This window comes from Nitratireductor aquibiodomus (assembly GCF_900105565.1).
Classification (GTDB): domain Bacteria; phylum Pseudomonadota; class Alphaproteobacteria; order Rhizobiales; family Rhizobiaceae; genus Nitratireductor; species Nitratireductor aquibiodomus.
Window position 1 is genome coordinate 2,406,113 of record NZ_FNSL01000001.1, and the last position, 22,971, is coordinate 2,429,083.

General features: G+C 60.9%; 23 protein-coding genes. 7 read left to right on the forward strand and 16 right to left on the reverse strand.

Going from position 1 to position 22,971, the window contains the following annotated elements; all coding sequences use genetic code 11:
- Window positions 1-80: 80 nt before the first annotated feature.
- The 5 genes from BLW55_RS11465 to ybgF form a co-directional block, all read right to left on the reverse strand.
- Window positions 81-944, reverse strand: a complete 864-nt coding sequence (locus tag BLW55_RS11465) for an outer membrane protein (RefSeq protein ID WP_065816789.1) — start codon at window positions 942-944, stop codon at window positions 81-83.
- 329 nt (window positions 945-1,273) lie between these two features.
- Window positions 1,274-2,626, reverse strand: a complete 1,353-nt coding sequence (gene glmM, locus BLW55_RS11470; RefSeq protein ID WP_007010722.1) for a phosphoglucosamine mutase — start codon at window positions 2,624-2,626, stop codon at window positions 1,274-1,276.
- Window positions 2,627-3,018: 392 nt separating this feature from the next.
- Window positions 3,019-4,959: an ATP-dependent zinc metalloprotease FtsH gene (gene ftsH / locus BLW55_RS11475; protein ID WP_007010723.1), complete on the reverse strand. Its 1,941-nt coding sequence runs from the start codon at window positions 4,957-4,959 to the stop codon at window positions 3,019-3,021.
- 144 nt (window positions 4,960-5,103) lie between these two features.
- Window positions 5,104-6,408, reverse strand: a complete 1,305-nt coding sequence (gene tilS, locus BLW55_RS11480; RefSeq protein ID WP_090329975.1) for a tRNA lysidine(34) synthetase TilS — start codon at window positions 6,406-6,408, stop codon at window positions 5,104-5,106.
- An 8-nt stretch (window positions 6,409-6,416) separates the two neighbouring features.
- Entirely contained in the window at window positions 6,417-7,445 is a 1,029-nt protein-coding gene (gene ybgF, locus BLW55_RS11485; RefSeq protein WP_090328902.1) for a tol-pal system protein YbgF, read from the reverse strand.
- Between the two features lie 137 nt (window positions 7,446-7,582).
- On the opposite strand from ybgF, the gene BLW55_RS11490 reads away from it, so the two are divergent.
- Window positions 7,583-8,005: a metallopeptidase family protein gene (locus BLW55_RS11490; protein ID WP_007010726.1), complete on the forward strand. Its 423-nt coding sequence runs from the start codon at window positions 7,583-7,585 to the stop codon at window positions 8,003-8,005.
- 31 nt (window positions 8,006-8,036) lie between these two features.
- Here BLW55_RS11490 and BLW55_RS11495 read toward each other — a convergent pair whose 3' ends face one another.
- The 3 genes from BLW55_RS11495 to BLW55_RS11505 form a co-directional block, all read right to left on the reverse strand.
- Window positions 8,037-8,417, reverse strand: coding sequence for a DUF6693 family protein (locus tag BLW55_RS11495; protein ID WP_090328903.1), 381 nt, complete (start codon window positions 8,415-8,417; stop codon window positions 8,037-8,039).
- A gap of 66 nt (window positions 8,418-8,483) precedes the next feature.
- Window positions 8,484-8,690 (reverse strand): DUF1737 domain-containing protein, encoded by a 207-nt coding sequence (locus BLW55_RS11500; protein WP_090328904.1) that lies wholly within the window; start codon window positions 8,688-8,690, stop codon window positions 8,484-8,486.
- Window positions 8,687-9,595, reverse strand: a complete 909-nt coding sequence (locus BLW55_RS11505; RefSeq protein WP_090328905.1) for an HpcH/HpaI aldolase/citrate lyase family protein — start codon at window positions 9,593-9,595, stop codon at window positions 8,687-8,689. Before BLW55_RS11505 ends, BLW55_RS11500 begins: the two co-directional genes overlap by 4 nt.
- A 277-nt stretch (window positions 9,596-9,872) precedes the next feature.
- Between BLW55_RS11505 and leuD the strand changes: the two genes are divergently transcribed.
- From leuD to BLW55_RS11530, 4 genes are all read left to right on the forward strand, one after another.
- Complete coding sequence (gene leuD, locus BLW55_RS11510) at window positions 9,873-10,478, forward strand: 3-isopropylmalate dehydratase small subunit (protein ID WP_007010730.1); 606 nt, start codon at window positions 9,873-9,875, stop codon at window positions 10,476-10,478.
- On the forward strand, window positions 10,469-10,891 hold the full coding sequence (locus BLW55_RS11515; RefSeq protein WP_090328906.1) for a RidA family protein: 423 nt from the start codon (window positions 10,469-10,471) through the stop codon (window positions 10,889-10,891). The genes leuD and BLW55_RS11515 overlap by 10 nt, the downstream gene beginning before the upstream one ends.
- Window positions 10,892-10,962: 71 nt before the next feature.
- On the forward strand, window positions 10,963-12,072 hold the full coding sequence (leuB, locus tag BLW55_RS11520) for a 3-isopropylmalate dehydrogenase (RefSeq protein WP_007010732.1): 1,110 nt from the start codon (window positions 10,963-10,965) through the stop codon (window positions 12,070-12,072).
- Between the two features lie 324 nt (window positions 12,073-12,396).
- Window positions 12,397-13,431 (forward strand): aspartate-semialdehyde dehydrogenase, encoded by a 1,035-nt coding sequence (locus tag BLW55_RS11530; RefSeq protein ID WP_007010734.1) that lies wholly within the window; start codon window positions 12,397-12,399, stop codon window positions 13,429-13,431.
- Window positions 13,432-13,767: 336 nt separating this feature from the next.
- On the opposite strand, the gene BLW55_RS11535 is transcribed toward BLW55_RS11530, so the two are convergent.
- The 5 genes from BLW55_RS11535 to ffh all read right to left on the reverse strand — a co-directional run bounded on the left by BLW55_RS11535 (window position 13,768) and on the right by ffh (window position 17,200).
- Complete coding sequence (locus BLW55_RS11535) at window positions 13,768-14,157, reverse strand: type II toxin-antitoxin system PemK/MazF family toxin (RefSeq protein ID WP_100213251.1); 390 nt, start codon at window positions 14,155-14,157, stop codon at window positions 13,768-13,770.
- Between the two features lie 190 nt (window positions 14,158-14,347).
- Window positions 14,348-14,758: a 30S ribosomal protein S16 gene (gene rpsP, locus BLW55_RS11540; protein ID WP_007010736.1), complete on the reverse strand. Its 411-nt coding sequence runs from the start codon at window positions 14,756-14,758 to the stop codon at window positions 14,348-14,350.
- A 25-nt stretch (window positions 14,759-14,783) separates the two neighbouring features.
- Entirely contained in the window at window positions 14,784-15,287 is a 504-nt protein-coding gene (locus BLW55_RS11545; RefSeq protein ID WP_025029325.1) for a GNAT family N-acetyltransferase, read from the reverse strand.
- 2 nt (window positions 15,288-15,289) lie between these two features.
- A complete protein-coding gene (locus tag BLW55_RS11550; RefSeq protein ID WP_007009150.1) occupies window positions 15,290-15,622 on the reverse strand; it encodes a chorismate mutase in 333 nt (110 codons plus the stop codon).
- Between the two features lie 9 nt (window positions 15,623-15,631).
- On the reverse strand, window positions 15,632-17,200 hold the full coding sequence (ffh, locus tag BLW55_RS11555) for a signal recognition particle protein (protein ID WP_007009149.1): 1,569 nt from the start codon (window positions 17,198-17,200) through the stop codon (window positions 15,632-15,634).
- 45 nt (window positions 17,201-17,245) lie between these two features.
- Here ffh and BLW55_RS20805 point away from each other — a divergent pair, with 45 nt between their 5' ends.
- Complete coding sequence (locus BLW55_RS20805; RefSeq protein ID WP_177175065.1) at window positions 17,246-17,407, forward strand: hypothetical protein; 162 nt, start codon at window positions 17,246-17,248, stop codon at window positions 17,405-17,407.
- Window positions 17,408-18,176: 769 nt separating this feature from the next.
- Here the strand turns inward: BLW55_RS20805 and BLW55_RS11565 are convergent.
- Window positions 18,177-18,800 carry a DUF1236 domain-containing protein gene (locus BLW55_RS11565; RefSeq protein ID WP_090328908.1) on the reverse strand — a complete coding sequence of 208 codons (624 nt, stop codon included), beginning with the start codon at window positions 18,798-18,800 and terminating at the stop codon, window positions 18,177-18,179.
- Between the two features lie 213 nt (window positions 18,801-19,013).
- On the opposite strand from BLW55_RS11565, the gene BLW55_RS11570 reads away from it, so the two are divergent.
- The gene (locus BLW55_RS11570; protein WP_007009147.1) at window positions 19,014-19,829 is read left to right on the forward strand and encodes a lytic murein transglycosylase; all 816 of its coding nucleotides are present in this window, start codon (window positions 19,014-19,016) and stop codon (window positions 19,827-19,829) included.
- 167 nt (window positions 19,830-19,996) lie between these two features.
- Here BLW55_RS11570 and BLW55_RS11575 read toward each other — a convergent pair whose 3' ends face one another.
- A complete protein-coding gene (locus BLW55_RS11575; RefSeq protein ID WP_090328909.1) occupies window positions 19,997-21,220 on the reverse strand; it encodes an argininosuccinate synthase in 1,224 nt (407 codons plus the stop codon).
- 201 nt (window positions 21,221-21,421) lie between these two features.
- Complete coding sequence (locus BLW55_RS11580) at window positions 21,422-22,963, reverse strand: indolepyruvate oxidoreductase subunit beta family protein (protein WP_090328910.1); 1,542 nt, start codon at window positions 22,961-22,963, stop codon at window positions 21,422-21,424.
- Between the last annotated feature and the right edge of the window lie 8 nt (window positions 22,964-22,971).

Below are 22,971 nucleotides of genomic sequence, written 5' to 3' on the forward strand. Positions count from 1 at the left end.
CCGCACTTGTTCAGAACAACCGCGCAAATAAAAACCGCCCGGCGCAAAGCCGGGCGGTACCAAAAGCCAAATAGCTGATTTTACTTGTAAACCGGCGGTTCAAACGGCGGCGGGTCGTAGCTGACCACCTGCGGCTGGGCACAGTTCGAGTTGCCCCCGAACTGGTAGCGCAGGCCGGCGCGTGCCTCGTGCACATTGAAGCCATCGTCGAAGCCCGGTGCAACGCCCGAAGCGTATTCGAACATGCGGCCGCCTGCGACGCGCGTGAAGCGATAGCCCATATCGAGATTGAGGTTTTCGGTGAGGCAGTAAGAGGTACCGGCCATCAGCGAGTAGGCAAAACGCCAGTTGCTGGAGCCCTCATGCACGGTGGTGCTGCCACCCGATATCGAGTTCGTCAGATCGTCCCACATAATGTAGGCGCCACCGATACCCGCACCGACATAGGGCGTGAACCCGTAATAGGTGCCGAGATCCACATAGGCGTTGGCCATCAGGAGCCAGGCGCTGTAAGCCGACGTATCCGTAGACACACAGGGGCTACCGCCGCACGTGCCCGAGGTGGAGCCGGTGAAGTCGGACTTGAACCAGTAATCCGCCGTCAGGTCGGCGCGCAGGTATTTGTTGATCTGGTAGCCGATACCGGCTCCGAGCGACATGGCGCCCTTGAGGTCTGTCGTATCGAAGGAGGCCGTTCCGCCGCGAAGGCCGCCCGGCGCATCTCCATAGGTGATGTATTCGGTGCCTCGCAGCTTCGACCAGTGATAGTCGATGTCGCCGCGAATATACCAGCCGCCGAAGGACGGAGCCGGGTCCGGCTGGATCACGGGTGGCAGGGGTTCGGGAGCTTCGATGATCGGTGGCTCATACAGATCTGCAGCATAGCCCGCGGTCGGAGCGATTAGCAGCAAGGCCGCCCCGAAGACCTTCATAGACTTCAACATATCTTCCCATCCTTGGCGTTGCCGCGCCCCCCTGGGCACAGTGGCAAATTGCAACTCGCCGGGAGTATTTGAGGAAAAAAGTTAAATACGCCTTAACCCTAAGCCTTAACCACGTTCGGCATGCACGTTTTGCGGGAATTACATGATCAAGGAACGAAGCCGCCCCATATGCGCCGGGCCTTGGAGATCACCGAACGGGTGCAGGAAGACATGTCCTGCTGTGCACAGGCGGATCGAGGGCAAACGCCAGCTTCCAGCGAGCACGCAACGCCGGAACGAAAAAAGCCGGCGCTGAGCACCGGCTTTTCCACTGTCTCTGTTCTGCCGCGTCAGGCTGCGTTCTTCGAATCGGCGATTGCGTTGATCACGTCATCCACCACGCTTTCAACCAGCGCCGGATCGTCAGCCTCGGCCATCACGCGGATAAGCGGCTCAGTGCCGGACGGGCGGATGACAAGCCGCCCCTTACCACCGAGCCGTGCCTCGGCCTCGGCAATGGCCGATTTGACCGGCGCCGATTCGAGTGGCTTCCCGCCGGAGATACGCACATTCTTCAAGAGTTGCGGAACCGGCTCGAATTTCTTGCAGACCTCGCTGGCCGGGCGGTTCTCGCGCTTGATGCAGGCCAGCACCTGCAGCGCCGCCACCAGCCCGTCTCCCGTGGTGGAGAAATCCGAGAGGACGACATGGCCTGACTGCTCTCCACCGACGTTCAGCCCGTTGGCGCGCATGCGCTCGACCACATAGCGATCGCCGACCTTCACGCGGTGCAGATCAAGCTTTAGGTCGCCCATAAAGCGCTCAAGCCCGAGATTGGACATGACAGTGGCGACAACACCGCCACCCTGCAGCTTTCCGGCCTTGTGCCAGGACTGGGCGATGAGCGCCATGATCTGGTCGCCATCGATCACCGTGCCGTTCTCATCGACGATGACCACGCGATCGGCATCGCCATCGAGTGCGATGCCGATATCGGCCCGCACCTCATGAACCTTCTTGGCAAGGCCGAGCGGATGCGTGGAACCGCAATCCTCATTGATGTTGACGCCGTTCGGCTCGTCATTGATCGCCACCACTTCGGCACCGAGTTCCCAGAGCACGGCAGGGGCAACCTTGTAGGCGGCGCCATTGGCGCAGTCGACCACGATGCGCAGCCCTGAAAGAGACATGGAGCGCGGCAGGGTGCGCTTGGCAAACTCGATGTATCGGTCATGGACACCGTCGACACGCTTTGCGCGCCCCAGCCCGCCATTATCGGCAAGCGCTAGCTCTACCTCCTTGTCGAGCATCGCCTCGATGCGGCCTTCGATCTTGTCGGAGAGCTTGTAGCCGTCCGGACCGAAGAGCTTGATGCCGTTGTCGTAATAGGGATTGTGCGAGGCCGAGATCATCACGCCGATATCGGCGCGCAGCGACCGAACCAGCATGGCAACGGCCGGGGTCGGTATGGGCCCTAGCAGGAAGACGTCCATCCCGGCGGCGCAAAAGCCCGAAACCAGCGCATTCTCGATCATATAACCGGAAAGCCGCGTGTCCTTGCCAAGCACCACCCGGTGGCGATGACTGCCATTCTGAAACGAAAGGCCAGCCGCCATGCCGACCTTCATCGCAATTTCGCCCGTCATCGGGAAGCGGTTCGCGCGACCGCGAATCCCGTCCGTACCAAAGTATTTTTTTGCCATTTTACCCTTGCTGCCCGTTCGGCGCACTTTGTCTGGTTTTTCTGTCAAAGCGGCGTCCCTCGCTCACTCTTTGCCACAGGAGCAGCACTCGTTTGCATCAAATTCTGTGAGACAGTGTAACGCTTCTCAAATAAACGTCTGCTTGCGAATTATGCTTAATAGCAAGTTAAGAGACAGGGCAACCCTGCAAACTCAACCAAAGCGCGATTTTGGTCTGGTCAAACCGCAACAAAAAAGCCGTGAAACGATGTTCACGGCTTTCTAGAGCACCGGACCGAAAAGTGGAATCCGGTTTTCGGGTTATTCCGATGCTCCATTAATAGTTTAGATCTTCGTGAGTCCAGATGGACGCACGACGATCTAAAAGTGACGTTCGTCCGAAAGAACGTTCTTTAGCCCTGCGGCTGTGGCTCCATGCCACCCTCGGGCTCATCGCCGCCCTTTTTCTGCCCCTGGGACCGCGTGCCTGTCTTCGGCACGGCTGAACCGCGGGACGGGGGCGTGTCGTCGCCGGAATCGCGCGACGGCTTCTCACCCTTGAGCAGCGCCTGAATTTCGTCGCCCGAAAGCGTCTCGTACTCCAGCAGCCCTTCGGCGATGGCGATCCAGCCCTTTTTCTTCTTGGTCAGGATATCGCGCGCGGTCGCGTAGGCTTCATCGATCAGACGGCGCACTTCGCTGTCGATCTTCTGCTGCGTTTCCTGCGACATGTTCTGCTGGCGCGCCACGGAATGGCCCAGGAACACCTCTTCCTGGTTCTCGCCATAAGCCACCTGGCCGAGCTCGTCGGAGAAGCCCCACTGCGTGACCATGGCGCGGGCAAGCTTGGTAGCCTGCTCAATGTCGGAGGAAGCACCGGAGGTGATGTTCTCCTTGCCGAACTTGAGCTCTTCGGCCACGCGTCCGCCCATCATGATGGCAAGGCGCGAAATCATCCACTTGTAGCTCATCGAGTAGCGGTCGCCCTCGGGAAGCTGCATGACCATACCGAGCGCGCGCCCGCGCGGAATAATGGTCGCCTTGTGGAGCGGATCGGCCTTCGGCACGTTGATTGCGACCATGGCGTGACCGGCCTCATGATAGGCGGTCAGTTCCTTTTCTTCCTGGGTCATGGCATGCGAGCGTCGCTCGGCACCCATCATGACCTTGTCCTTGGCGTCTTCGAACTCCTGCATGGTGACGAGGCGCTTGTTGCGCCGGGCCGCCATCAGGGCAGCCTCATTGACGAGGTTGGCGAGGTCCGCACCGGAGAAGCCCGGCGTGCCGCGTGCAACAATCTTAAGATCGACATTCGGCGCCATCGGCACATTGCGCACATGCACTTTGAGAATCTTCTCGCGGCCGGCCACATCCGGATTCGGCACCACGACCTGGCGGTCAAAACGGCCCGGACGCAGAAGCGCGGGGTCGAGCACGTCCGGACGGTTGGTGGCTGCGATCAGGATAATGCCTTCATTGGCCTCGAAGCCATCCATCTCGACGAGAAGCTGGTTCAGCGTCTGCTCGCGCTCGTCATTGCCGCCGCCGAGACCGGCACCGCGATGACGACCGACCGCATCGATTTCGTCGATGAAGATGATGCAGGGCGCGTTCTTCTTGGCCTGTTCGAACATGTCACGCACGCGGGACGCGCCGACACCGACGAACATTTCCACGAAATCCGAACCCGAAATGGTGAAGAACGGCACATTGGCCTCACCCGCCACCGAACGGGCAAGAAGCGTCTTGCCCGTTCCGGGCGGGCCGACAAGCAGCACGCCACGCGGGATCTTGCCGCCGAGGCGCTGGAATTTCTGCGGATCGCGCAGGAACTCGACGATTTCCTCAAGGTCTTCCTTGGCTTCATCGACGCCCGCGACATCCTGGAATGTAACGCGGCCATGCGCTTCGGTCAGGAGCTTGGCCTTCGATTTGCCGAACCCCATGGCGCGGCCCGAGCCCGACTGCATCTGGCGCATGAAGAATATCCACACGCCAAGGATCAGGATCATGGGCAGCCAAGAGACAAGATAGCCAAGGAACGAGTTGGAACCGTCGCTTTCAGGCCGGGCGTTGATCGTCACGCCGCGCTCTTCAAGACGCTGCACCAGCGAAGGATCGCCCGGAGAGTATGTCTGGAAGGGGGTGCGGTTGCCCGTATAGGTGCCGGTGATGCGATCGCCCGTGATCGTCACCGATTCAACGCTTCCCGACGAAAGCTCTTCCAGAAACTGCGAATACGCGATATCGCGCGTCGCACCGCGCTGCTGGGGAGCCTGGAACAGGTTGAAGAGCGCAATCAGCAGAACGGCGATAATCGCCCAGAGCGCAAAGTTTCTGTAATTCGGATTCATATAAGTCCCGCATACTCGCCGAAGCCCGGCGATCGTCCGTTTTTCGTGGTCAGGATTAACATAGGGAGCCGGTGCTTCCTTGCCAAGCCAGGGCACCACACCTGCTCACCTTTAGGTTAAGCTTCCATGCCGAATGTGGTGCGCTCATGGCAGTTTTAGAACTGTTTTGCAGCCAACCAGTCGAATGAGGGCCTGCGCGACGTCAACATCGAAGGATGGAAGCAGGTGCGCCCAGGGGGCTGGCACGCCGATCCCGTTTCCCGGCAGCGCCATACGCGCGGGTCCAATGCAGATATCGTCGCGCCACAGAGCCGGCTCGGCAAATTGCGCTGCAAAAAGAAGATCCTGCGGCAGGGTGGGGTTCGCCTCCGGCAGAAGATCGCGCGCTGCAGCGCCAAACGGAGCAATGTGCAGGCCTTCCGGCGCGGAAAGCCTGTAGCGCCGATCCCACAGCACCTTCCGCGTCGCTTCGTTTCCTGTCGGAAGGTTGCGCCGTTCGCGGTGAAGGTAGATGCCGCTTGCGCGCCGGTCGATCACCGCCCGCGACAATGTGGCGCAAACTCCAGCGCGCAGCCCGGCAAGCACACGGGCCGACGGCTCTTCGGAAGGCAGGTGCAGAGCGCCACCAGCCATCGCCGTCAGCACCCGCAGGGCATGGAGCGCAGCCTCGGCGTCCGCGTCCTCGACAAACGCCGGATCAACGCGATAGAGCCCCGGCGCAACACAGCATGCATGCCCATCGATCAGACGCGCTGCGCGCGCGCCAAGCGCAACACGCCGGGCGGCGGCGGTCTCGGCTTCCGCAATTCGTCTGGCCGCCATTTCGGCAGTCAGCGAGCGGCGCACGCGCACGCGCTCATAGGTCGTATCGTCATTGGTCGGGTCGTCGATCCAGCACACATCCCGCGATGCCAGATAGCTGCGCAGATCGGCGCGGCCGTGAGAAAGCAGCGGCCGGACAAACCAGATCGCACCCTCATAGAGCGAAGCGGGGGCAATCCCCGCCCCGCCTAGCCCCGTGCCCAGCCCCGTGCCGCGCCCGGCGCGCATCGAAACGGTTTCAGCCTGATCGTCACGCGTGTGGCCGGTGAAAACCAGCCCGACACCCGCCTCACGTGCCGCCTGCGCCAGTAGCGACAGCCGTGCCGAGCGCGCGGCAGCGGAAATGCCCGTCGCCGGCTTTTCGCCGCGCCAGACCATTGTGCAATGAGCTATGCCGCGGCTGGCACAAAGGGCAGCGACAAAGCGCGCCTCTTCGGCCGCCTCGGCTCGCAGGGCGTGATCCACCGTCACCGCCGTGAGGGCCGGAGCGCCTGCCTGCAAATCAAGGAATTCTTTCAAAAGGAGAAGAAGGGCGAGGGAGTCGCCACCGCCGGAAACCGCTGCAATCACCCCGGTCTGTCGGGAAAATGCGATACCGTCGAAGATCTGTCTCGGATCTGGCTGCATCGCCGGGTTCAGCAACCCGCGAGCGCCTGTTCCTGCTTCACGCGCTCACGCAGCGCCGTGGAAACATCAGGGTATTTCTGACCAATTTCATTATAGGTGACGCAGGCCACGTCGCGCTGGTTCATTGCCGCCAGCGATATGCCAAGCTTGAGAAGCATGTCGGGTGCCTTGTCGGCCGAAGGGTATTCGCGGCTGGCGCGCAGAAAAATCTCGGCGGCGTCGCGGTAGCGATCCTGCCCTAGAAGGGATTCCCCAAGCCAGAAATGCGCATCAGGCGTGCGGGTGTCGCCCGGGAAACGCTCGATGTGCTGACGGAACCCGGCCTCCGCCGTTTTGTAATCGCCCGACAGGATGAATTCGTAGGAATTCCTGTAAAGTTCTTCCGGATCATCGGCCGAGGGGAGCGATGCCATCTGATCACCCTGCCCGATCGGCCCGATCTCGCCCGACCGGGTGAGGTCGATGGGCTCGCCGACTTCGCCGCCGACAATGTTGCCATTCGCATCGAAGCGGACACTTCCAAGCGTGCGCGGTGGCTCACCCACGGTCGGCGCGTCCCGTGACGCGCTTTGTGTACCGCTTTCCATGCCATTCGCCGTGTCGCCCCCTAGGCCGCCCCCAGGTCCGCCCCCGAGGCCGCCGTCTGACGGCATGCGCTCGGTTCGCTGATCGGGCAGACCACCGGCAGGCGCGGCACCCGACCCGCCGTTCTTTTCCAGTTCCTGGAAGCGGAATTCATTGTCTTCCTGCATCCGCCGGAGCTGATCCTGCATCTGCAGAATCTGGAAATTCAACTCTTCCACCCGCCCGTTGAGCTGGCGCACCTGCTCTTCCAGGCCGCTGACACGCGGGTCTCCCGCCTGGGCGAGAATGACATTTCCGCCATCCTGCTTGGCAAACCCCGTCGATGGAAGTGCCGCAGGGCCAAGCGCCAACGCCTGCCCCGCCATGAGAAACGGCAACGCCAGAACGCCGCCGAGAACCGTTCGCAAAAACATTCCACTCTCGCTTTCGCAATAGACAACGGGGCTGTTCATCGCCCCATTTGCTCTTTATCAGGGCGCGAGACTTCGGCCAAATTTTGATTTTTGACGTCTGACGCCGAATGCAGGGGCGCATTTCGTACTCGAAAGCCGTCACATAAACCGCTATATGGCGCCTCAAAGGACTAGGAATGGCACGCATCTATCAGACACGGGCCTGGGAAAGCCAGCTTTCGCCTTCGCTTCAGGAGATGGAGTTATTGGCGCTCGAATCCTATGCGAATTTTCCCGATGACTTCCGCACGCTGACCGGCGAGATCATCATCCAGGTGGCCGAGTTTCCCACGGAGGAGATCATGGACGATCTCGCTCTGGAGACGCCTTTCGACCTGCTCGGCCTGTTTGAAGGGCGCGGCATCGCCGAACGCTGGAACCCGGCGACCGGAGAAGGCCCCAACCGCATCACGCTTTACCGCCGGGCGATCCTCGACTATTGGGCCGAGAACGAAGAAACGCTCGGAGATATCGTCAACCACGTGCTCATTCACGAGGTCGGCCATCATTTCGGCTTATCCGACGACGATATGGCCCGGATCGAAGAGGCCGTTGCCTGATCCTGGATCATCGGACCGAAAAAAGGACGATCTAAAGGCGAACCATCCGCGTCTTGTTCATGCACAGGCGCAGTGTTCGGAACATGTAGAACAGCAACCCGATACCGAAAGTGATTACGGTCAGGATGATCCAGAGGATCACGTGCCCGATGATTTCGGCGAGGTTGAGTTCGCACTCGAGCCTGGCGATGGCATGCCCTTCCCGGTTTATCAGGTAGGTCTTGTTGATGATCGACTTGTAGAAATAGTAGATCGCAAAGAATGCGCCGATCCCGAGCGTGACAATAGAGACAACCGCCCAGATGATTATATAGCCGGTCGCCTCCATGATTGAGTAGTTGCAACGCAACCGAACGGAGCCACTCTCTTCCGGTGAGTGATTTCCTGTATTGACGATATTGATCGTGTTCATTTCGTCCCCCTCCCTTGCCCGGAGTGAGGAAAGCAAGAAACGAACCGGAGCGCAACTTTAATTACACTAGTAGTCGCCGAGCTTCATCTCCGGCGTGTATTCCAGCCCGTCGATTTCCTTGTAGACGGCCTGGCCACATCGCATCGATTTGGCCTCGGCATCATAGGCATAGCTGGGGGAGCCGTGGAGCAGCCAGCCCCTATTCAAGGCCACTGTCACCTTGTGACAGAAGCTTGCATCGTCCGGACCGGTCAAAAAACGATAGAGCCTCATCGGGCCGTCTCTCCACTCTCTTTGAGTCTGATTGCGCTGGCGCGCTCGAGCAGTGTCTGCGCCATCTCCAGGTGCAGGCGCTCCACCATGCGCCCGTTGAGCGAAATCACGCCGCGCCCGGCGTTTTCGGGATCTGCGAAAGCGGCAACGATGGCCTCAGCCTCGGCAATCGCTTCGGAGGACGGTGCAAAAACCGCATTGGCCGGCGCGATCTGCGCCGGGTGGATGAGCGTCTTGCCGTCGAAACCCATCGACCGTGCCTCGCGACAGCCTTTCCCGAATGCGTCGAGGTCGCGGAAATCATTGGAAACGCCATCAAGCACTGAAATACCTCCGGCCCGCGCCGCCATGACAAGCTGGAACAGGAACGGCGCCAGGTAGCGGCGATCTTCCGTCAGTTCGACGCCGGTTTCCTTGGCAAGGTCGTTCGTGCCGGCAACGAGACAGGCGAGGCGGGCAGCCGGATCGCGCCCGAGCTCCGCGATTGGCCCCAGATTGAGCACGGCGCGCGGTGTCTCGATCATCGCCCAGAGCTTCAGACTGCGCGGCGCATCGGTTTCATCAAGCGCCGCATCCGCGTCGAGAATGTCACGGGGACCATTCACCTTGGGCAGGAGAATGGCATCGGGCTTCACCGCGCGCGCAGCCAGAAAATCTTCCGTTCCCCAGATGCTGGAGAGCGCATTGATGCGCACGACGACCTCGCAGCGCGGACGATCCCCGCCATTCAGAAAGTCGCGCAACCTCTCGCGCGCATCCAGTTTTTCTTCCGGTCCGACAGCATCTTCCAGATCGTAGATCACCGCGTCGCAGGCAAGCGTTGCGCTTTTGACCAGCGCCTTTTCATTGCTGGCGGGCACGTAAAGAACCGAACGGCGAAGCTGTGCTGGATGATGATGATGCATGTCCGTTTCATGGCTCAGTACTGCATTCGAAGCAAGACAGGACAATTGGCCAAGGGAAAACTTCCTTGCACAATCCGAACGGAAGAAAGATTTCCATTCTGCGCAGCAAGATGGCAAGGCCGACCGGCCGCCGGCGCCTGTGCGCCGAAAGCCAGGGGCGCGGATGCGCCCGCCCGGCGCTTGAGGGACAAAAACAAGAGAGCTTTGCTTTGCGGGGTTGGCTTGTGTATGGAGATGCGGCAGATAAAATGGCCGCGCAGACAACGGACCAGGATTCATGGACAAGTTTACCAAGCTGACGGGCGTCGCCGCGCCCATGCCGATCGTCAATGTCGACACCGACATGATCATCCCGAAGGATTATCTCAAGACGATCAAGCGCACCGGCCTCGGCGCCGGGCTTTTCGCCGAAATGCGTTTCAACGAGGACGGTTCCGAGAACCCGGACTTCGTGCTCAACAAGCCGGCCTACCGCAATGCCAGCATTCTCGTTGCCGGCGACAATTTCGGCTGCGGCTCGAGCCGTGAGCATGCCCCCTGGGCGCTGCTCGATTTCGGCATTCGCTGCGTCATCTCCACCAGCTTTGCCGACATTTTCTACAACAACTGCTTCAAGAACGGCATCCTGCCCATCAAGGTCAGCCAGGAAGAACTGGACATGCTGATGGACGACGCGCAGCGCGGCGCCAACGCGACGCTGACCGTCGATCTGGAAGAGCAGGAAATCCGCGGTCCGGACGGCGGCGTGGTTAAGTTCGAGATCGACGCCTTCAAGCGGCACTGCCTGCTGAATGGCCTCGACGACATCGGCCTGACCATGGAGAAAGCTCCGGCCATCGAAACCTTCGAGAACAAGTACACGGAAAGCCATCCGTGGGCGTAAGCCGGGATGACAGAGGCGGCCAGCGCCGCCTCATCTCCACCGGGTCTCCCTTCGAGAAGACCGCGGGCTACAGCCGCGCGGTGGTTGATGGAGACTGGTGCTTCGTTTCCGGCACCACGGGCTATGACTATGCAACCATGGCCATGCCCGACAGCGTGGAAGAGCAGACACGCAACTGCCTTTCCACCATTCGCGCAGCGTTGAACGAGGGCGGCTTCGAGCTCGCCGACGTAGTGCGCGCGCATTACTACGTAACCAGCCGCTCTTATGTGTCCCGGGTCTTCCCGATCCTGGGCGAAGCCTTCGGCGATATCCGGCCAGCAGCGACGATGATCGTCTGCGAGCTCAATGAGCCGGAGATGAAGATCGAGATCGAGGTGACCGCGCTCAGGCGCAAGCGTACCGCTTCCTGACCTGCCAGCCTTGCGCAATCCGGCGCGGCGGATTAGCAAGTCCCTCGAATTACCAGTTCGAGAGGCATTCCATGGCAACGCGCAAACTCCTTCTTCTCCCCGGCGACGGCATCGGCCCCGAGGCAATGGCCGAGGTCAAGAAACTCATCGACATGATGAACGCCGACTTCAATGCCGGGTTCGAGACAGAGGAAGGCCTCGTCGGCGGCTGCGCCTATGACGCGCACGGCCAGTCGATCTCCGATGCCGACATGGACAAGGCCATGGCGGCGGATGCCGTGCTGTTCGGCGCAGTCGGCGGCCCCAAATGGGACGGCGTTCCCTACGAGGTTCGTCCGGAAGCCGGCCTTCTGCGCCTGCGCAAGGAGATGGAGCTGTTCGCCAATCTGCGTCCGGCCATCTGCTACCCGGCGCTGGCCGCCACGTCCTCCCTCAAGCCGGAAGTCGTCGAAGGCCTCGACATTCTCATCCTGCGCGAGCTGACCGGCGGCGTGTATTTCGGCGAGCCCAAGGAGATCATCGACCTTGGCAATGGCCAGAAGCGCGGCATCGACACCCAGGTTTACGACACCTACGAGATCGAGCGCATTTCCGGCGTCGCCTTCGAGCTAGCGCGCACGCGGAGCAACAGGGTCTGCTCCATGGAAAAGCACAACGTCATGAAGTCGGGCGTGCTCTGGAAAGAGGTCGTCGCCAACACGCACAAGGCAAAGTATTCCGACGTCGAGCTGACCCACATGCTGGCCGATGCCGGCGGCATGCAGCTCGTGCGCTGGCCCAAGCAGTTCGACGTCATCGTCACCGACAATCTGTTCGGCGACATGCTGTCTGACGTTGCCGCCATGCTCACCGGCTCGCTCGGCATGCTGCCTTCGGCTTCGCTCGGCGCGCCGGACGAGAAAACCGGCTCGCGCAAGGCGCTCTACGAGCCGGTACATGGTTCCGCACCGGACATCGCCGGCCAGGGCATCGCAAACCCGATCGCCATGATCGCTTCCTTTGCCATGTGCCTGCGCTACTCCTTCAACATGGTTGAAGAGGCAGACCGCCTCGAGAAGGCCATCGCTTCGGTTCTGGACGACGGCCTTCGCACGAAAGACCTGATGTCCGAGGGCATGACCGAGGTCGGCACCACCGCCATGGGCGATGCCATCGTGGCCAAATACAAGGCGCTCGCCTGACCTCTGTTTGCGGCCGGCATGGCCGGCCGCGCACGCTATTTCGTTGACTTGCGCCTGATTCAGCGTAAAACAACGCGCGGAAACGGAGACCCCTTTGCCATGCGCGCGCATCACGAAGCGCCATTTGCACAAAGTTTTTTAAACGCAGCCGGGAACGGCAGCGTCGGTCTCTGCTTTACCAAAACGACAGCCAAAACGACGACCAAAACGGTCTGACGCCTCGGCTGCTCGTTCTCTCCCCGGGCCTAGCCGGGGAGAAGATGCCTGCTGGCTGCAGGCCTTCAAATCTAAGCCAAGCGGAGAGAGACAGGAGTTAAAAACCACATGGGTTTCAAGATAGCTGTCGCCGGCGCCACGGGGAATGTCGGCCGCGAAATGCTCAATATCCTCGAAGAGCGCGGCTTCCCGGCAGACGAGATCGTCCCGCTTGCTTCACGCCGTTCGGTCGGCACCGAGGTTTCCTACGGCGACAAGACGCTGAAGGTTAAGGCACTCGAGTCCTACGACTTTTCCGACACCGACATCTGCCTGATGTCGGCCGGCGGTTCGATCTCCAAGGAGTATTCTCCGAAGATCGGAAAGCAGGGCTGCGTCGTGATCGACAATTCGTCGGCCTGGCGCTACGATCAGGACGTTCCGCTGATCGTTCCTGAAGTGAACCCCGACGCGATCGACGGCTTCACCAAGAAGAACATCATCGCCAATCCGAACTGCTCCACGGCGCAGCTTGTGGTCGCGCTGAAGCCGCTGCATGAGGCAGCAACGATCAAGCGCGTGGTCGTGTCCACCTACCAGTCGGTTTCCGGCGCGGGCAAGGAAGGCATGGACGAGCTGTTCGAGCAGACGCGCGCCGTTTTCGTCGCCGATCCGATCTCGGCCAACAAGTTCACCAAGCGCATCGCCTTCAACTGCATTCCCCATATCGACGTCTTCATGGAAGACGGCTTTACGAAGGAAGAGTGGAAGATGGTCGCCGAGACCAAGAAGATGCTCGACCCGAAGATCAAGCTCACGGCCACCTGTGTGCGCGTGCCGGTGTTCATCGGCCATGCGGAAGCGGTGAACCTGGAGTTCGAGAAGCCGATCACGGCTGACGAGGCACGCGAGATCCTGCGCGAGGCACCGGGTTGCCAGGTCATCGACAAGCGCGAGGACGGCGGTTACGTGACGCCTTACGAGAGCGCCGGCGAAGACGCCACCTATATCAGCCGCCTGCGTGAAGACCCGACGGTCGACAACGGGCTGGCTCTGTGGGTCGTGGCCGACAATCTGCGCAAGGGCGCTGCACTCAACACGGTTCAGATCGCCGAGCTTCTCGTGGCGCGCGGCCTGATCCAGCCGAAGAAGGAAGCTGCCTGATCTCAGGCGGGTTCTTCGATTGAGAATGAGAGAGGCGGGCTTTCGGGTCCGCTTTTCTTTTGCCCAGTATGGGTGTTCCCGGTTTGGATCTGACGCAGCGCCTTGGGGGCAAGTGGTCTCATTCAGAGAGTGGCTTCGACCTTGCATATAAGAACGAGGGCGAGCCAGTGCTTTCCGGGTGAAGGCCCCTAGAAACACAAAACTCCGCCGAAGCGGAGTTTTGGAAAATCGACACTGATCAGGAGCTTGCCTTCGCTCGCTTCGACCAGTGGCCCTTGGAAGGGTCTTAGACGCGGATGGCATGTGCAGAGCCGCTATCTACCAGAAGATGGGTTTCTAAAGGTATTTTGTCAAGTGTGAGAGCCCCATTCCATGCAGTGCGCAGGCGCGAACAGTTTTGAACATATCATCCGGAAGACATTTCATCTGGTAGATGCGCTTTCCGGCACCATCCTTGCCTAAACGGAGTAAATCCACTCGGTGAAAGCCAACGGCATTGACCATATCGCCCTTAACCCAACGCTCAGCAGCTCCCCATCTTTTCGGCAGTTCGAAGGGTATGTCGATCTGCTGATGATAAGGCATAATCTTTTCCGGCTCCGTCAAGCTCAGCGGAACGACTGTGCAAAGGTGAGGGCGAGCCTTGATCTTGGGAGTAAGGATCACTGCAAGTCGCCGCTTCGTCATTTCTGGTTCCTTGAAGCCACCTGCAGAGTAGTCAACCATGACGATGCAGCCCGGTGGCGGGTGTTCTCGAATCCCCATTTCTGAAAACCCCTGCTGATGATGATTCGCAACTGCTTGCACACGTATGAAGGAGTTTTTTATTTTATTACAATTATTCCGGGTAGGGCCAACCCAAACAAAAATGGCGGGCCTTTCGGCCCGCCATTCTCAATAGACATGCCTGCAAAGCTTATTCGCTTGCAGCAGCCTCTTCGGCCGGTGCCTCGGCGGCAGCGGCTTCAGCTTCGGCGGCAGCAGCCTTTGCATCTTCCTCGGCCTGCTTGGCAGCGTCGAGGCGCTCCTGAGCCTTCTTGCCGGGCTTCGCCTTGTTCGGGTTGCTCCGCGCATCGCGCTTGGCAATGCCGGCCTCATCGAGGAAGCGCAGAACGCGGTCGGTCGGCAGAGCGCCGTTGGAAAGCCAATGCTTGATGCGCTCCTCGTTCAGAACGATGCGCTCGCCATCCTTGGGCAGCATCGGGTTCCAGGAGCCGACCTTCTCGATGAAACGGCCGTCACGCGGGCTGCGCACGTCGGCGATGACGACGTGGTAGTAAGGACGCTTCTTGGAGCCCGCACGGGCCAGACGAATTTTCAGTGCCATGGTTTCTTCCTTTCGATAATGGCTTTCAAGCCGGCAACACGTGCCGGAATCTCAGGCGCGGCTCGCCGCGCAGTTCAGTGGGAGACATGGGCTCGGCACCCAGCCTCTTTGCAACGGCCTGTGAGGCCAGATTGTCCGGGTGGACGAAGCTCATAAGCGGCGGCAGTTTCAGGTCTTCGGCTGCCCAGACCTGCACGCGGCGTGCTGCCTCCACCGCGTAGCCCCTACCCTCAAACCCCTCATAGAGGCTCCAGGCAAGCTCCGGCTCATCAATCGCCGGCGGATGCCAGAGACCAACGAAACCGGCCACTGCATCAGCGTCTTTCGGCTCGACGGCGAACATGCCGTAGCCATTGAGCGCCCATGCGCCAACCATGGACGAGAAAGCGGTCCATGCCTGGAAGGCGTCCTTCTGTCCGCCGGTATGAAGCGTGCGTTTCGCATCCGCGCAAAAGGCTGCATAGGCGGGAAAGTCTTCCCGCTGCCAGCCGCGCAGAATGAGGCGCTCGCTTTCGAGGACCGGTGTCATGCTCAGGCCTTCTCGCCGGTCTTGGAGCCGTTGCCGTGCTCCTCGGCAATCGCCTCGTGATGACGGATCACTTCGCGGATAATGAAATTGAGAAACTTCTCGGCGAAATCCGGGTCGAGATTTGCATCGTCGGCGAGACGGCGCAGGCGCGCAATCTGGCGCTCCTCGCGCGCAGGATCGGCCGGAGGCAGATCATGAACGGCCTTGAGATGACCGACCGCCTTGGTGCAGCGGAAACGCTCCGCCAGCATGTGCACGAGTGCAGCATCGATATTGTCGATGGAGGCGCGCAGCTCGAGAAGCTTTGCCCTGGCCTGATCCGTGTTGTCGCTCATCGGCTTCCCTTACTTCTTCTTCGGCAGGCCGGGCAGACCGCCAGGAAGCCCCGGCAAGCCGCCACCCGGCATTCCCGGAAGGCTCTTCGGCAAACCGCCCTTGGGCAGACCGCCGCCCAGGCCAGCGGCTTCTGCCTGCTTCTGCAGAGCCTCGAGCTGCTTCGGGTCCATCTTGGACAGATCAGGCATGCCGCCCCCAAGGCCACCCGGCATGCCACCAAGGCCCATCTTCTGCGCCATGCCGCCCATGAGGCCGCGCATCATGCCGCCCTTGCGGCCCTTACCGCCCATGGCCTTCATCATGTCGGCCATCTGGCGGTGCATCTTCAGGAGCTTGTTGATCTGCGCCGAGTCCGTGCCGGAGCCAGCGGCAATGCGCTTCTTGCGGCTGTGCTTGAGCAGCTCCGGGTTGGCGCGCTCCTTCGGCGTCATCGACTGGATGATGGCGATCTGACGACCGAACATCTTGTCGTCGAGACCGGCGGCAGCCATCTGGTCCTTCATCTTGCCCATGCCGGGCATCATGCCCATGATACCGCCCATGCCACCCATGTTCTGCATCTGGCGCAACTGCTCGGCGAGATCGTTCAGGTCGAATTTGCCGGCCTGCATCTTCTTGGCCATCGCCGCGGCCTTTTCCGCGTCGATGGTCTCGGAGGCCTTCTCGACCAGCGAAACGATATCGCCCATGCCCAGAATACGGTCGGCAATGCGCTTGGGATAAAACTCCTCGAGCGCGTCCATCTTTTCGCCAACACCGATCAGCTTGATCGGCTTGCCGGTAACGGCACGCATGGAAAGCGCCGCACCGCCGCGCCCGTCACCATCCATACGGGTCAGAACGAGGCCGGTAATACCGACGCGGTCGTTGAAGTTGTTGGCGAGATTGACGGCGTCCTGACCGGTGAGCGAGTCGGCCACGAGCAGAATCTCGTGCGGGTTCGACGCGCTCTTGATGTCCGACATCTCGACCATCAGCGGCTCGTCGATATGCGTACGGCCTGCCGTATCGAGGATCACCACATCATGGCCGCCGAGGCGGGCCGCCTGCGTGGCGCGCTTGGCGATCTCGACCGGCGTCTGGCCGGCAATGATCGGCAGCGTGGCGACACCGGTCTGCTCACCGATCTGCTTGAGCTGTTCCTGGGCGGCGGGGCGGCGCGTATCGAGCGACGCCATCAGAACCTTCTTGCCCTGCTTCTCGGTCAGGCGCTTGGCGATCTTGCCGGTCGTGGTGGTCTTACCAGAGCCCTGCAGACCCACCATCATGATGACGACGGGGGCCGGCGCGTTGAGGTCGATGGTCTCGCCCTCGGTGCCCAGCATCTCGACAAGCTCGTCGTGGACGATCTTGACGACCATCTGGCCGGGCTTAATGGATTTCAGAACCTCGGCACCGACGGCCTTTTCGCGCACACGGTCCGTGAAGGAACGCACCACATCGAGCGCCACATCCGCCTCGATCAGCGCACGGCGCACCTCGCGCAGGGCCGCAGAGACATCCGCCTCCGACAGCGCACCGCGGCCCGTCAGGCCATTCAGGATGGAACCAAGGCGTTCCTGAAGCGATTCAAACATCCGCGTTCCTCATGTCTCGCATCATTCGTGTTCATGCGAGAGGTAATGCATCCGCGCCTGAGCTTCAAACATCGCGCAAAGCCGAAAAGCACCCGGGGGCGCATCGCGCTGCCGGGTGTTGACCTCCAGGATCGTCACTTTCTGTTGAAAGGCGCCCTGGTCGGCTGCTCGGAGTTGTCACTCGTCGCGGAAATTCTGCGCCTGTAGACAGGAAATCGTCTCTAGAGTCAAGGAGAGCATGGCTTCGGCTACGCAAAGCGCGTCAGATCGTGAGATTGAGCCCAGTCAAAAGAACGCGCCTGCGCGGCACAAAGTGGCTCAGTCTCCGTCTGTCGGCTGCCGGCGTTTCTCCAGCTCCGCCTTTCGCTTTTCCTCGCCGCACATCTCCAGAAGATGCGTTGGCAGATCCTCGCAAAAACCGGGATAGTAACGCGCTGCCAGCCAGATTATCACCCAACTGGATGCGACCTGCTGCCCGGCCGCCACGCCAGGTTCAGACTGTCGGTAAGTATGATGGCGCGGCACTATGTCTTTCGGCGGAAGCGGCATCCGGGCCGACGGCGATTGTTGCATCGCAGCCGTTTCAGGGCCGACAGCCTGATCATTCAAATGCCGCGCGCCCGCGGTATAGGGAAATGATGAAATCACGAAGGCAGTCGCGACCGCCGCGAATGGATGAGCGCGCGCTCGTCCGGACTGTGGTGTTATCACGGTAGAGTCCTGTTTTTGCGATATTGCGCATGGGCCTGCAAGCGCTCTCGGCGCAGGCGAGTATCTCTGTCTGAAAAATTTCCGGTAGTCCGTTTCCAACATTATAATTAGCCAGCTAATAATATGAGGAAAAGTGCCTTCGTTGTTCGCTGCTGTCAAGCCGTTACCAAGAGATCATCAAAAAACGCTGCGGCGAGACCATCGCCACAGCGTTCGATCATCGGTGCTGAACATTGTACCGTCAGCTCAAGCCCGGCGTTAAGTGTCATCGCAGAACATAAACGATGCGCCGTGTCTCGGGTTCGATCAAAACCGGCTGTTGGTTCACATAGACATAGCGGTAGTCGTAGTCGGGAATCTCGCGGACCTCGACAGTTTCGGGAACAACGGCGCCAACGACGGCTTCACCCTCCAGATAAACGGGTTCCACCCGGTTGGTCTGGATATAGGTTGTTACCTCCGCGGGCGGAGGAGCGATGGGTTCCACCGTGCCGAGAGCGGTCTTGCGGCCGATCAGCTCACCATGAACCGGCGCGATTTCGACACTCGACGTGGCTTCATAGGAAACCGGAGGCAGCGCCTCAGCCGGGCGGTCGGTCACCACTACATACTCCCCGGCGCCATCGAAAGGTGCCGTCAGATAGTCCGAATAAGCCCAGCCATTCACGCCGGCATGATTGACGGCACACCATTTGCTGCCTTCTCGGCAACCTTCAATGGCGGCCTCTTCATCAACCCTGATCACCCCGACAACCGGATATTGCGGCCCCGGGCCCGAGCGAATGTTCAGATCTGCGGTCGCCCGTGCAAGCACTTCTGCACCTGCCACACCAGCGAAAGCCAGCAACGCCATACCGGCGGCAGCGCCCTTGAGAAACACCTTGTTCATGACTCATCTCCAGTCGGTTTCAACTGGGGCATCAAACGGAGCGGACCGCGATCGGTTCCGCGACAAATAAGCGGAAATGGAGCATTCCGGCCCGCGAAACGGTTCGGTAATGACCGCTATGCTAGGAAACTCAACGCTTGCGGCCACCGAAATGTTGTGTAATCGCTGCCAGCATCACATTATCTAGCCATCATTTATCTTAAGGAGAGCAACATGGCTTTCGGGGGAAGAGCGGTGGTCCTGGCCGCTTCGGTTTGTGCCTCACTTCTCATGGCGGGGCAGGCCTCCGCCGCGCAGTGTGGAAACAACGCCGGGGGATTTGAAGCCTGGAAGGCACAGTTCAGCCAGGAAGCGGCATCACGCGGCATTGGTAAGCGCGGATTGAACGCTCTGGCCAGAACCAGCTATGCCAGCAAGACGATTGCCGCCGACCGTGGCCAGAAGAGCTTCAAGCTGTCGCTGAATTCGTTCATGCAGAAGCGGGGCTCGAACGCGATCATTTCGCGCGGCAAGGGAATGAAGAAGAAGTATGCGCGTCTCTTCGCAAACATCGAGAAGCGCTACGGTGTGCCTGCCGGTCCGCTGATCGCCATCTGGGGCATGGAGACGGGCTTTGGCGGCTTCCTCGGCAATCAGAACATCGTCTCGGCTGTTGCCACACTCGCCTATGACTGTCGTCGCTCGGAGTTCTTCACCGGCCACCTCTACGGCGCGCTGACAATGGTGGATCGCGGCATGCTTGATCCCAATGCCAGGGGCGCAGCCCATGGCGAGATCGGCCAGACCCAGTTCCTGCCGGGCAACGCTCTGAAATATGGCGTCGATGGCGACGGCAACGGCCGGGTCGACATGATCCGTTCGCAGGCCGATGCGCTTGCCTCAACCGCAAACTTCCTGCGCGCCCATGGCTGGCAGCGCGGTGCCGGCTATCAGCCGGGGCAGCCGAACTTCCGCGCCATTCAGGGCTGGAACGCGGCGAGCGTCTACCAGCAGGCCATCGCCATCATGGCCAGGGAAATCGATGGGTGAGGAGCGTCCCGCGTAGCGGGCAAAAAGCCAACGATTTGGCTTTTTGAGCGACGAACGCCCGGAGCCATAGCGAAGGGCCGGCAGACGCCAAACCCTGCGCCTGCAGCTCAACGCACAAAAAAGCCGGCATCACAGCCGGCTTTTTCATTATCCAAATGCTGGAACGATCACCGGCCACGCTTCCTTGCGGCCAGTGTACGCAGGCGCAAGGCATTCAGCTTGATGAAGCCGGCAGCATCCTTCTGGTCGTAAGCGCCCTGATCGTCCTCAAAGGTGACCAGTGCATCAGAATAAAGCGACTTGTCGGACTTGCGGCCGGTCACGATCACATTGCCCTTGTAGAGTTTCAGGCGCACTTCGCCTTCCACGTCTTCCTGGCTCTTGTCGATGGCGGCCTGCAGCATCTCGCGTTCCGGCGAGAACCAGAAGCCATTGTAGATCAGCTCCGCATAACGCGGCATCAGCTCATCCTTGAGATGCGCAGCACCGCGGTCGAGCGTGACGGACTCCATCGCGCGGTGCGCCGCAAGCAGAATGGTACCGCCGGGCGTCTCGTAGACGCCGCGCGACTTCATGCCCACGAAGCGGTTTTCCACGAGGTCGAGGCGGCCAATGCCATTGTCGCGGCCAAGATCGTTCAGCGCCTTGAGCAGCGTTGCCGGCGAAAGCGCCTCGCCATTGATGGCAACGGCATCGCCCGCCTTGAAGGAGATGGTGATCTCGGTCGGCTCGTCGGGCGCATCCATTGGCGAAACGCTGCGTTGATGCACATATTCCGGCGGCTCCACCCACGGGTCCTCCAGCACCTTGCCTTCGGAAGAGGAGTGCAGGAGGTTCGCATCGACGGAGAAAGGCGCCTCGCCCTGCTTGTCCTTGGGCACCGGGATCTGGTGTGCCTCGGCAAAATTGATCAGGTCGGTGCGGGACTTGAACTCCCAGTCACGCCAGGGTGCGATCACCTTGATGTCGGGATTAAGCGCATAGGCCGAAAGCTCGAAACGCACCTGGTCGTTGCCCTTGCCGGTCGCGCCGTGGGCGATGGCGTCAGCCCCGGTCTCGGCAGCGATTTCCACCAGACGCTTGGAGATCAGCGGTCGGGCAATCGACGTGCCCAGCAGATAGACGCCCTCATAAACGGCATTGGCGCGGAACATCGGGAAGACGAAATCGCGCACGAATTCCTCGCGCACATCCTCGATGTAGATTTCCTTGATGCCGAGCATCTCGGCCTTCTTGCGCGCCGGCTCCAGCTCGTCGCCCTGGCCGAGATCGGCAGTGAAGGTCACCACCTCGGCATTGAGCTCCGTCTGCAGCCATTTGAGGATGATCGAGGTATCGAGGCCGCCCGAATAGGCAAGCACGACCTTTTTCACGTCTTTGAGTTTCGTCATGGTCTTTCCCGGTATGAGAGGTACGGCATGGCCGGCCGGCTCCGCACGCCGGAGCCTTGGAAGTCGAGGCGACTAATATCAGGAATGGCGGCGCGGGCAAGACCAGTCCCCGCAAATGCCAGTGTCTGCAAATTCCAGTGCCTGCAAACGAAAGAGGCCACGCCGTTTCCGGCATGGCCCCGCCCCCCCACGCAAATGTGCTCAGGCTGCTTCCAGCGTCGCCACCGTCTTGAGCGCCCCATCGAGCATTTCGCCCTTCTCGTCCTTGAGCGCGGCGTCACGCAGCCGTCGAAGCCAGTCTGCTGCATCATCGCGGCCCTCCAGCAGGGTCAGGCCGGAGAGCACCCGGTCGAACTTGGAGTGCGCGCGCACATGCGTGTCGCTGTAACCCTTGATGAGCCGTCGGCAATTGAGAATTTCCACCCCCAGCGCATAGTCGCGCTGCGCCGTGTCGAGCGCCAGCGCATACCAGCGTTCCAGATGCGCCTCTTCCACCTGATGACGCAGCAGCGATCGGCGCCATGGCCGCAGCGTGCCGATCAGCCACAACGCGCCAAAGCCGAACAGGCTGTCGGTCCGGATCCGCCTTCCGCGATTGATGCGCCGGTCGACCCAGCGGGCAAGTCCCGGCCTGTTTTCGATGAAACGGCCAAGCCCCGCCGGCAGTGTGCCACAGAATTCTTCCACGCGGGGGTGAAAGAACTCCGTCACCTGCAGAACATGGGCCTCGCCGACCTTCATCTCCTTGCGGATGCGCTCGGCGCGCGCGGTTCGCGTTTTCAGATCGGCAACGCGCAGAATGTCGTCATAGCACATGGCGTTGGCCACATGCTTGGCCGCTGCTTCTCCCAGGGCATGGCCCTTTTCTGCGCTGTCCAGCGCCAGCGCACTCTCGAGCCGGTCGAGATATTCCGCGCCATAGGCGAGGTCCTGATAGTCGACCACCTTGCGCAGCCCGGCGAGCGCCATGGCTCTCACCGGTTCGGGATAGGCCTCCGCGCGGGCGGCCAATGCGTTCCACCGCGCCACAAGTCGTTCCGGCCCCTCCACCGCGATCTGCCTTGAAGCCGGCGCTGCATTGGCACGCACCTCTTCCACGCGCTCACCGGAAACCGTGAGCTCGAACGCCCTGCCGAATGCCGCGAGGCTCGCCTTCACCCCGCGCCCGGAAGCCTCGATGGTTTCCTCGTAGCTTTCACGCGGAAATGGCAGCGCGCCCGAGCCCGCGAGTGCGCCAAACAGGCTCGATGAGATCACAGAGCCGGCTTCGACAGCCACCTTTTCCATGTCGAAACAGATATAGCGGTTCGCCGCTTCGCGCGCATTCCGGTGAACGGTAGGCGAATCCGCGCGCCCGTCACCGGGCTCGATCTTCTCCGAAACGGCCGCGATGCGGTGCGCCGAGGCAATCAGCGTCGTGCGGTCGGGTGTCACGAAGCCGCGCATCACCGCACGCCCCGCCTCCATGAGCTCGGCGGCAATCAGAATGTCGATGTCGCCCTGCGCCGGCGCCAGCGAGAAAACCGGCCGGCGACCGGTATCCTGACACATCTCCACATAGTAGATCGTCGCCCCGGTGCGCTGTGCCACGCCCGCAACGGATGTTGCCTGTGCAAGGTAGCCGTTGCGCTCGGCCACATCGGTGATCCAGTTGGTGAGAACACCGCCGCCCTGCCCGCCCACGGCAAGAATGGCGAGCTTGATGATCTTCTGCTCTTCTTTTTCGTTCATGCGCTCGGCCATGGTCGTTC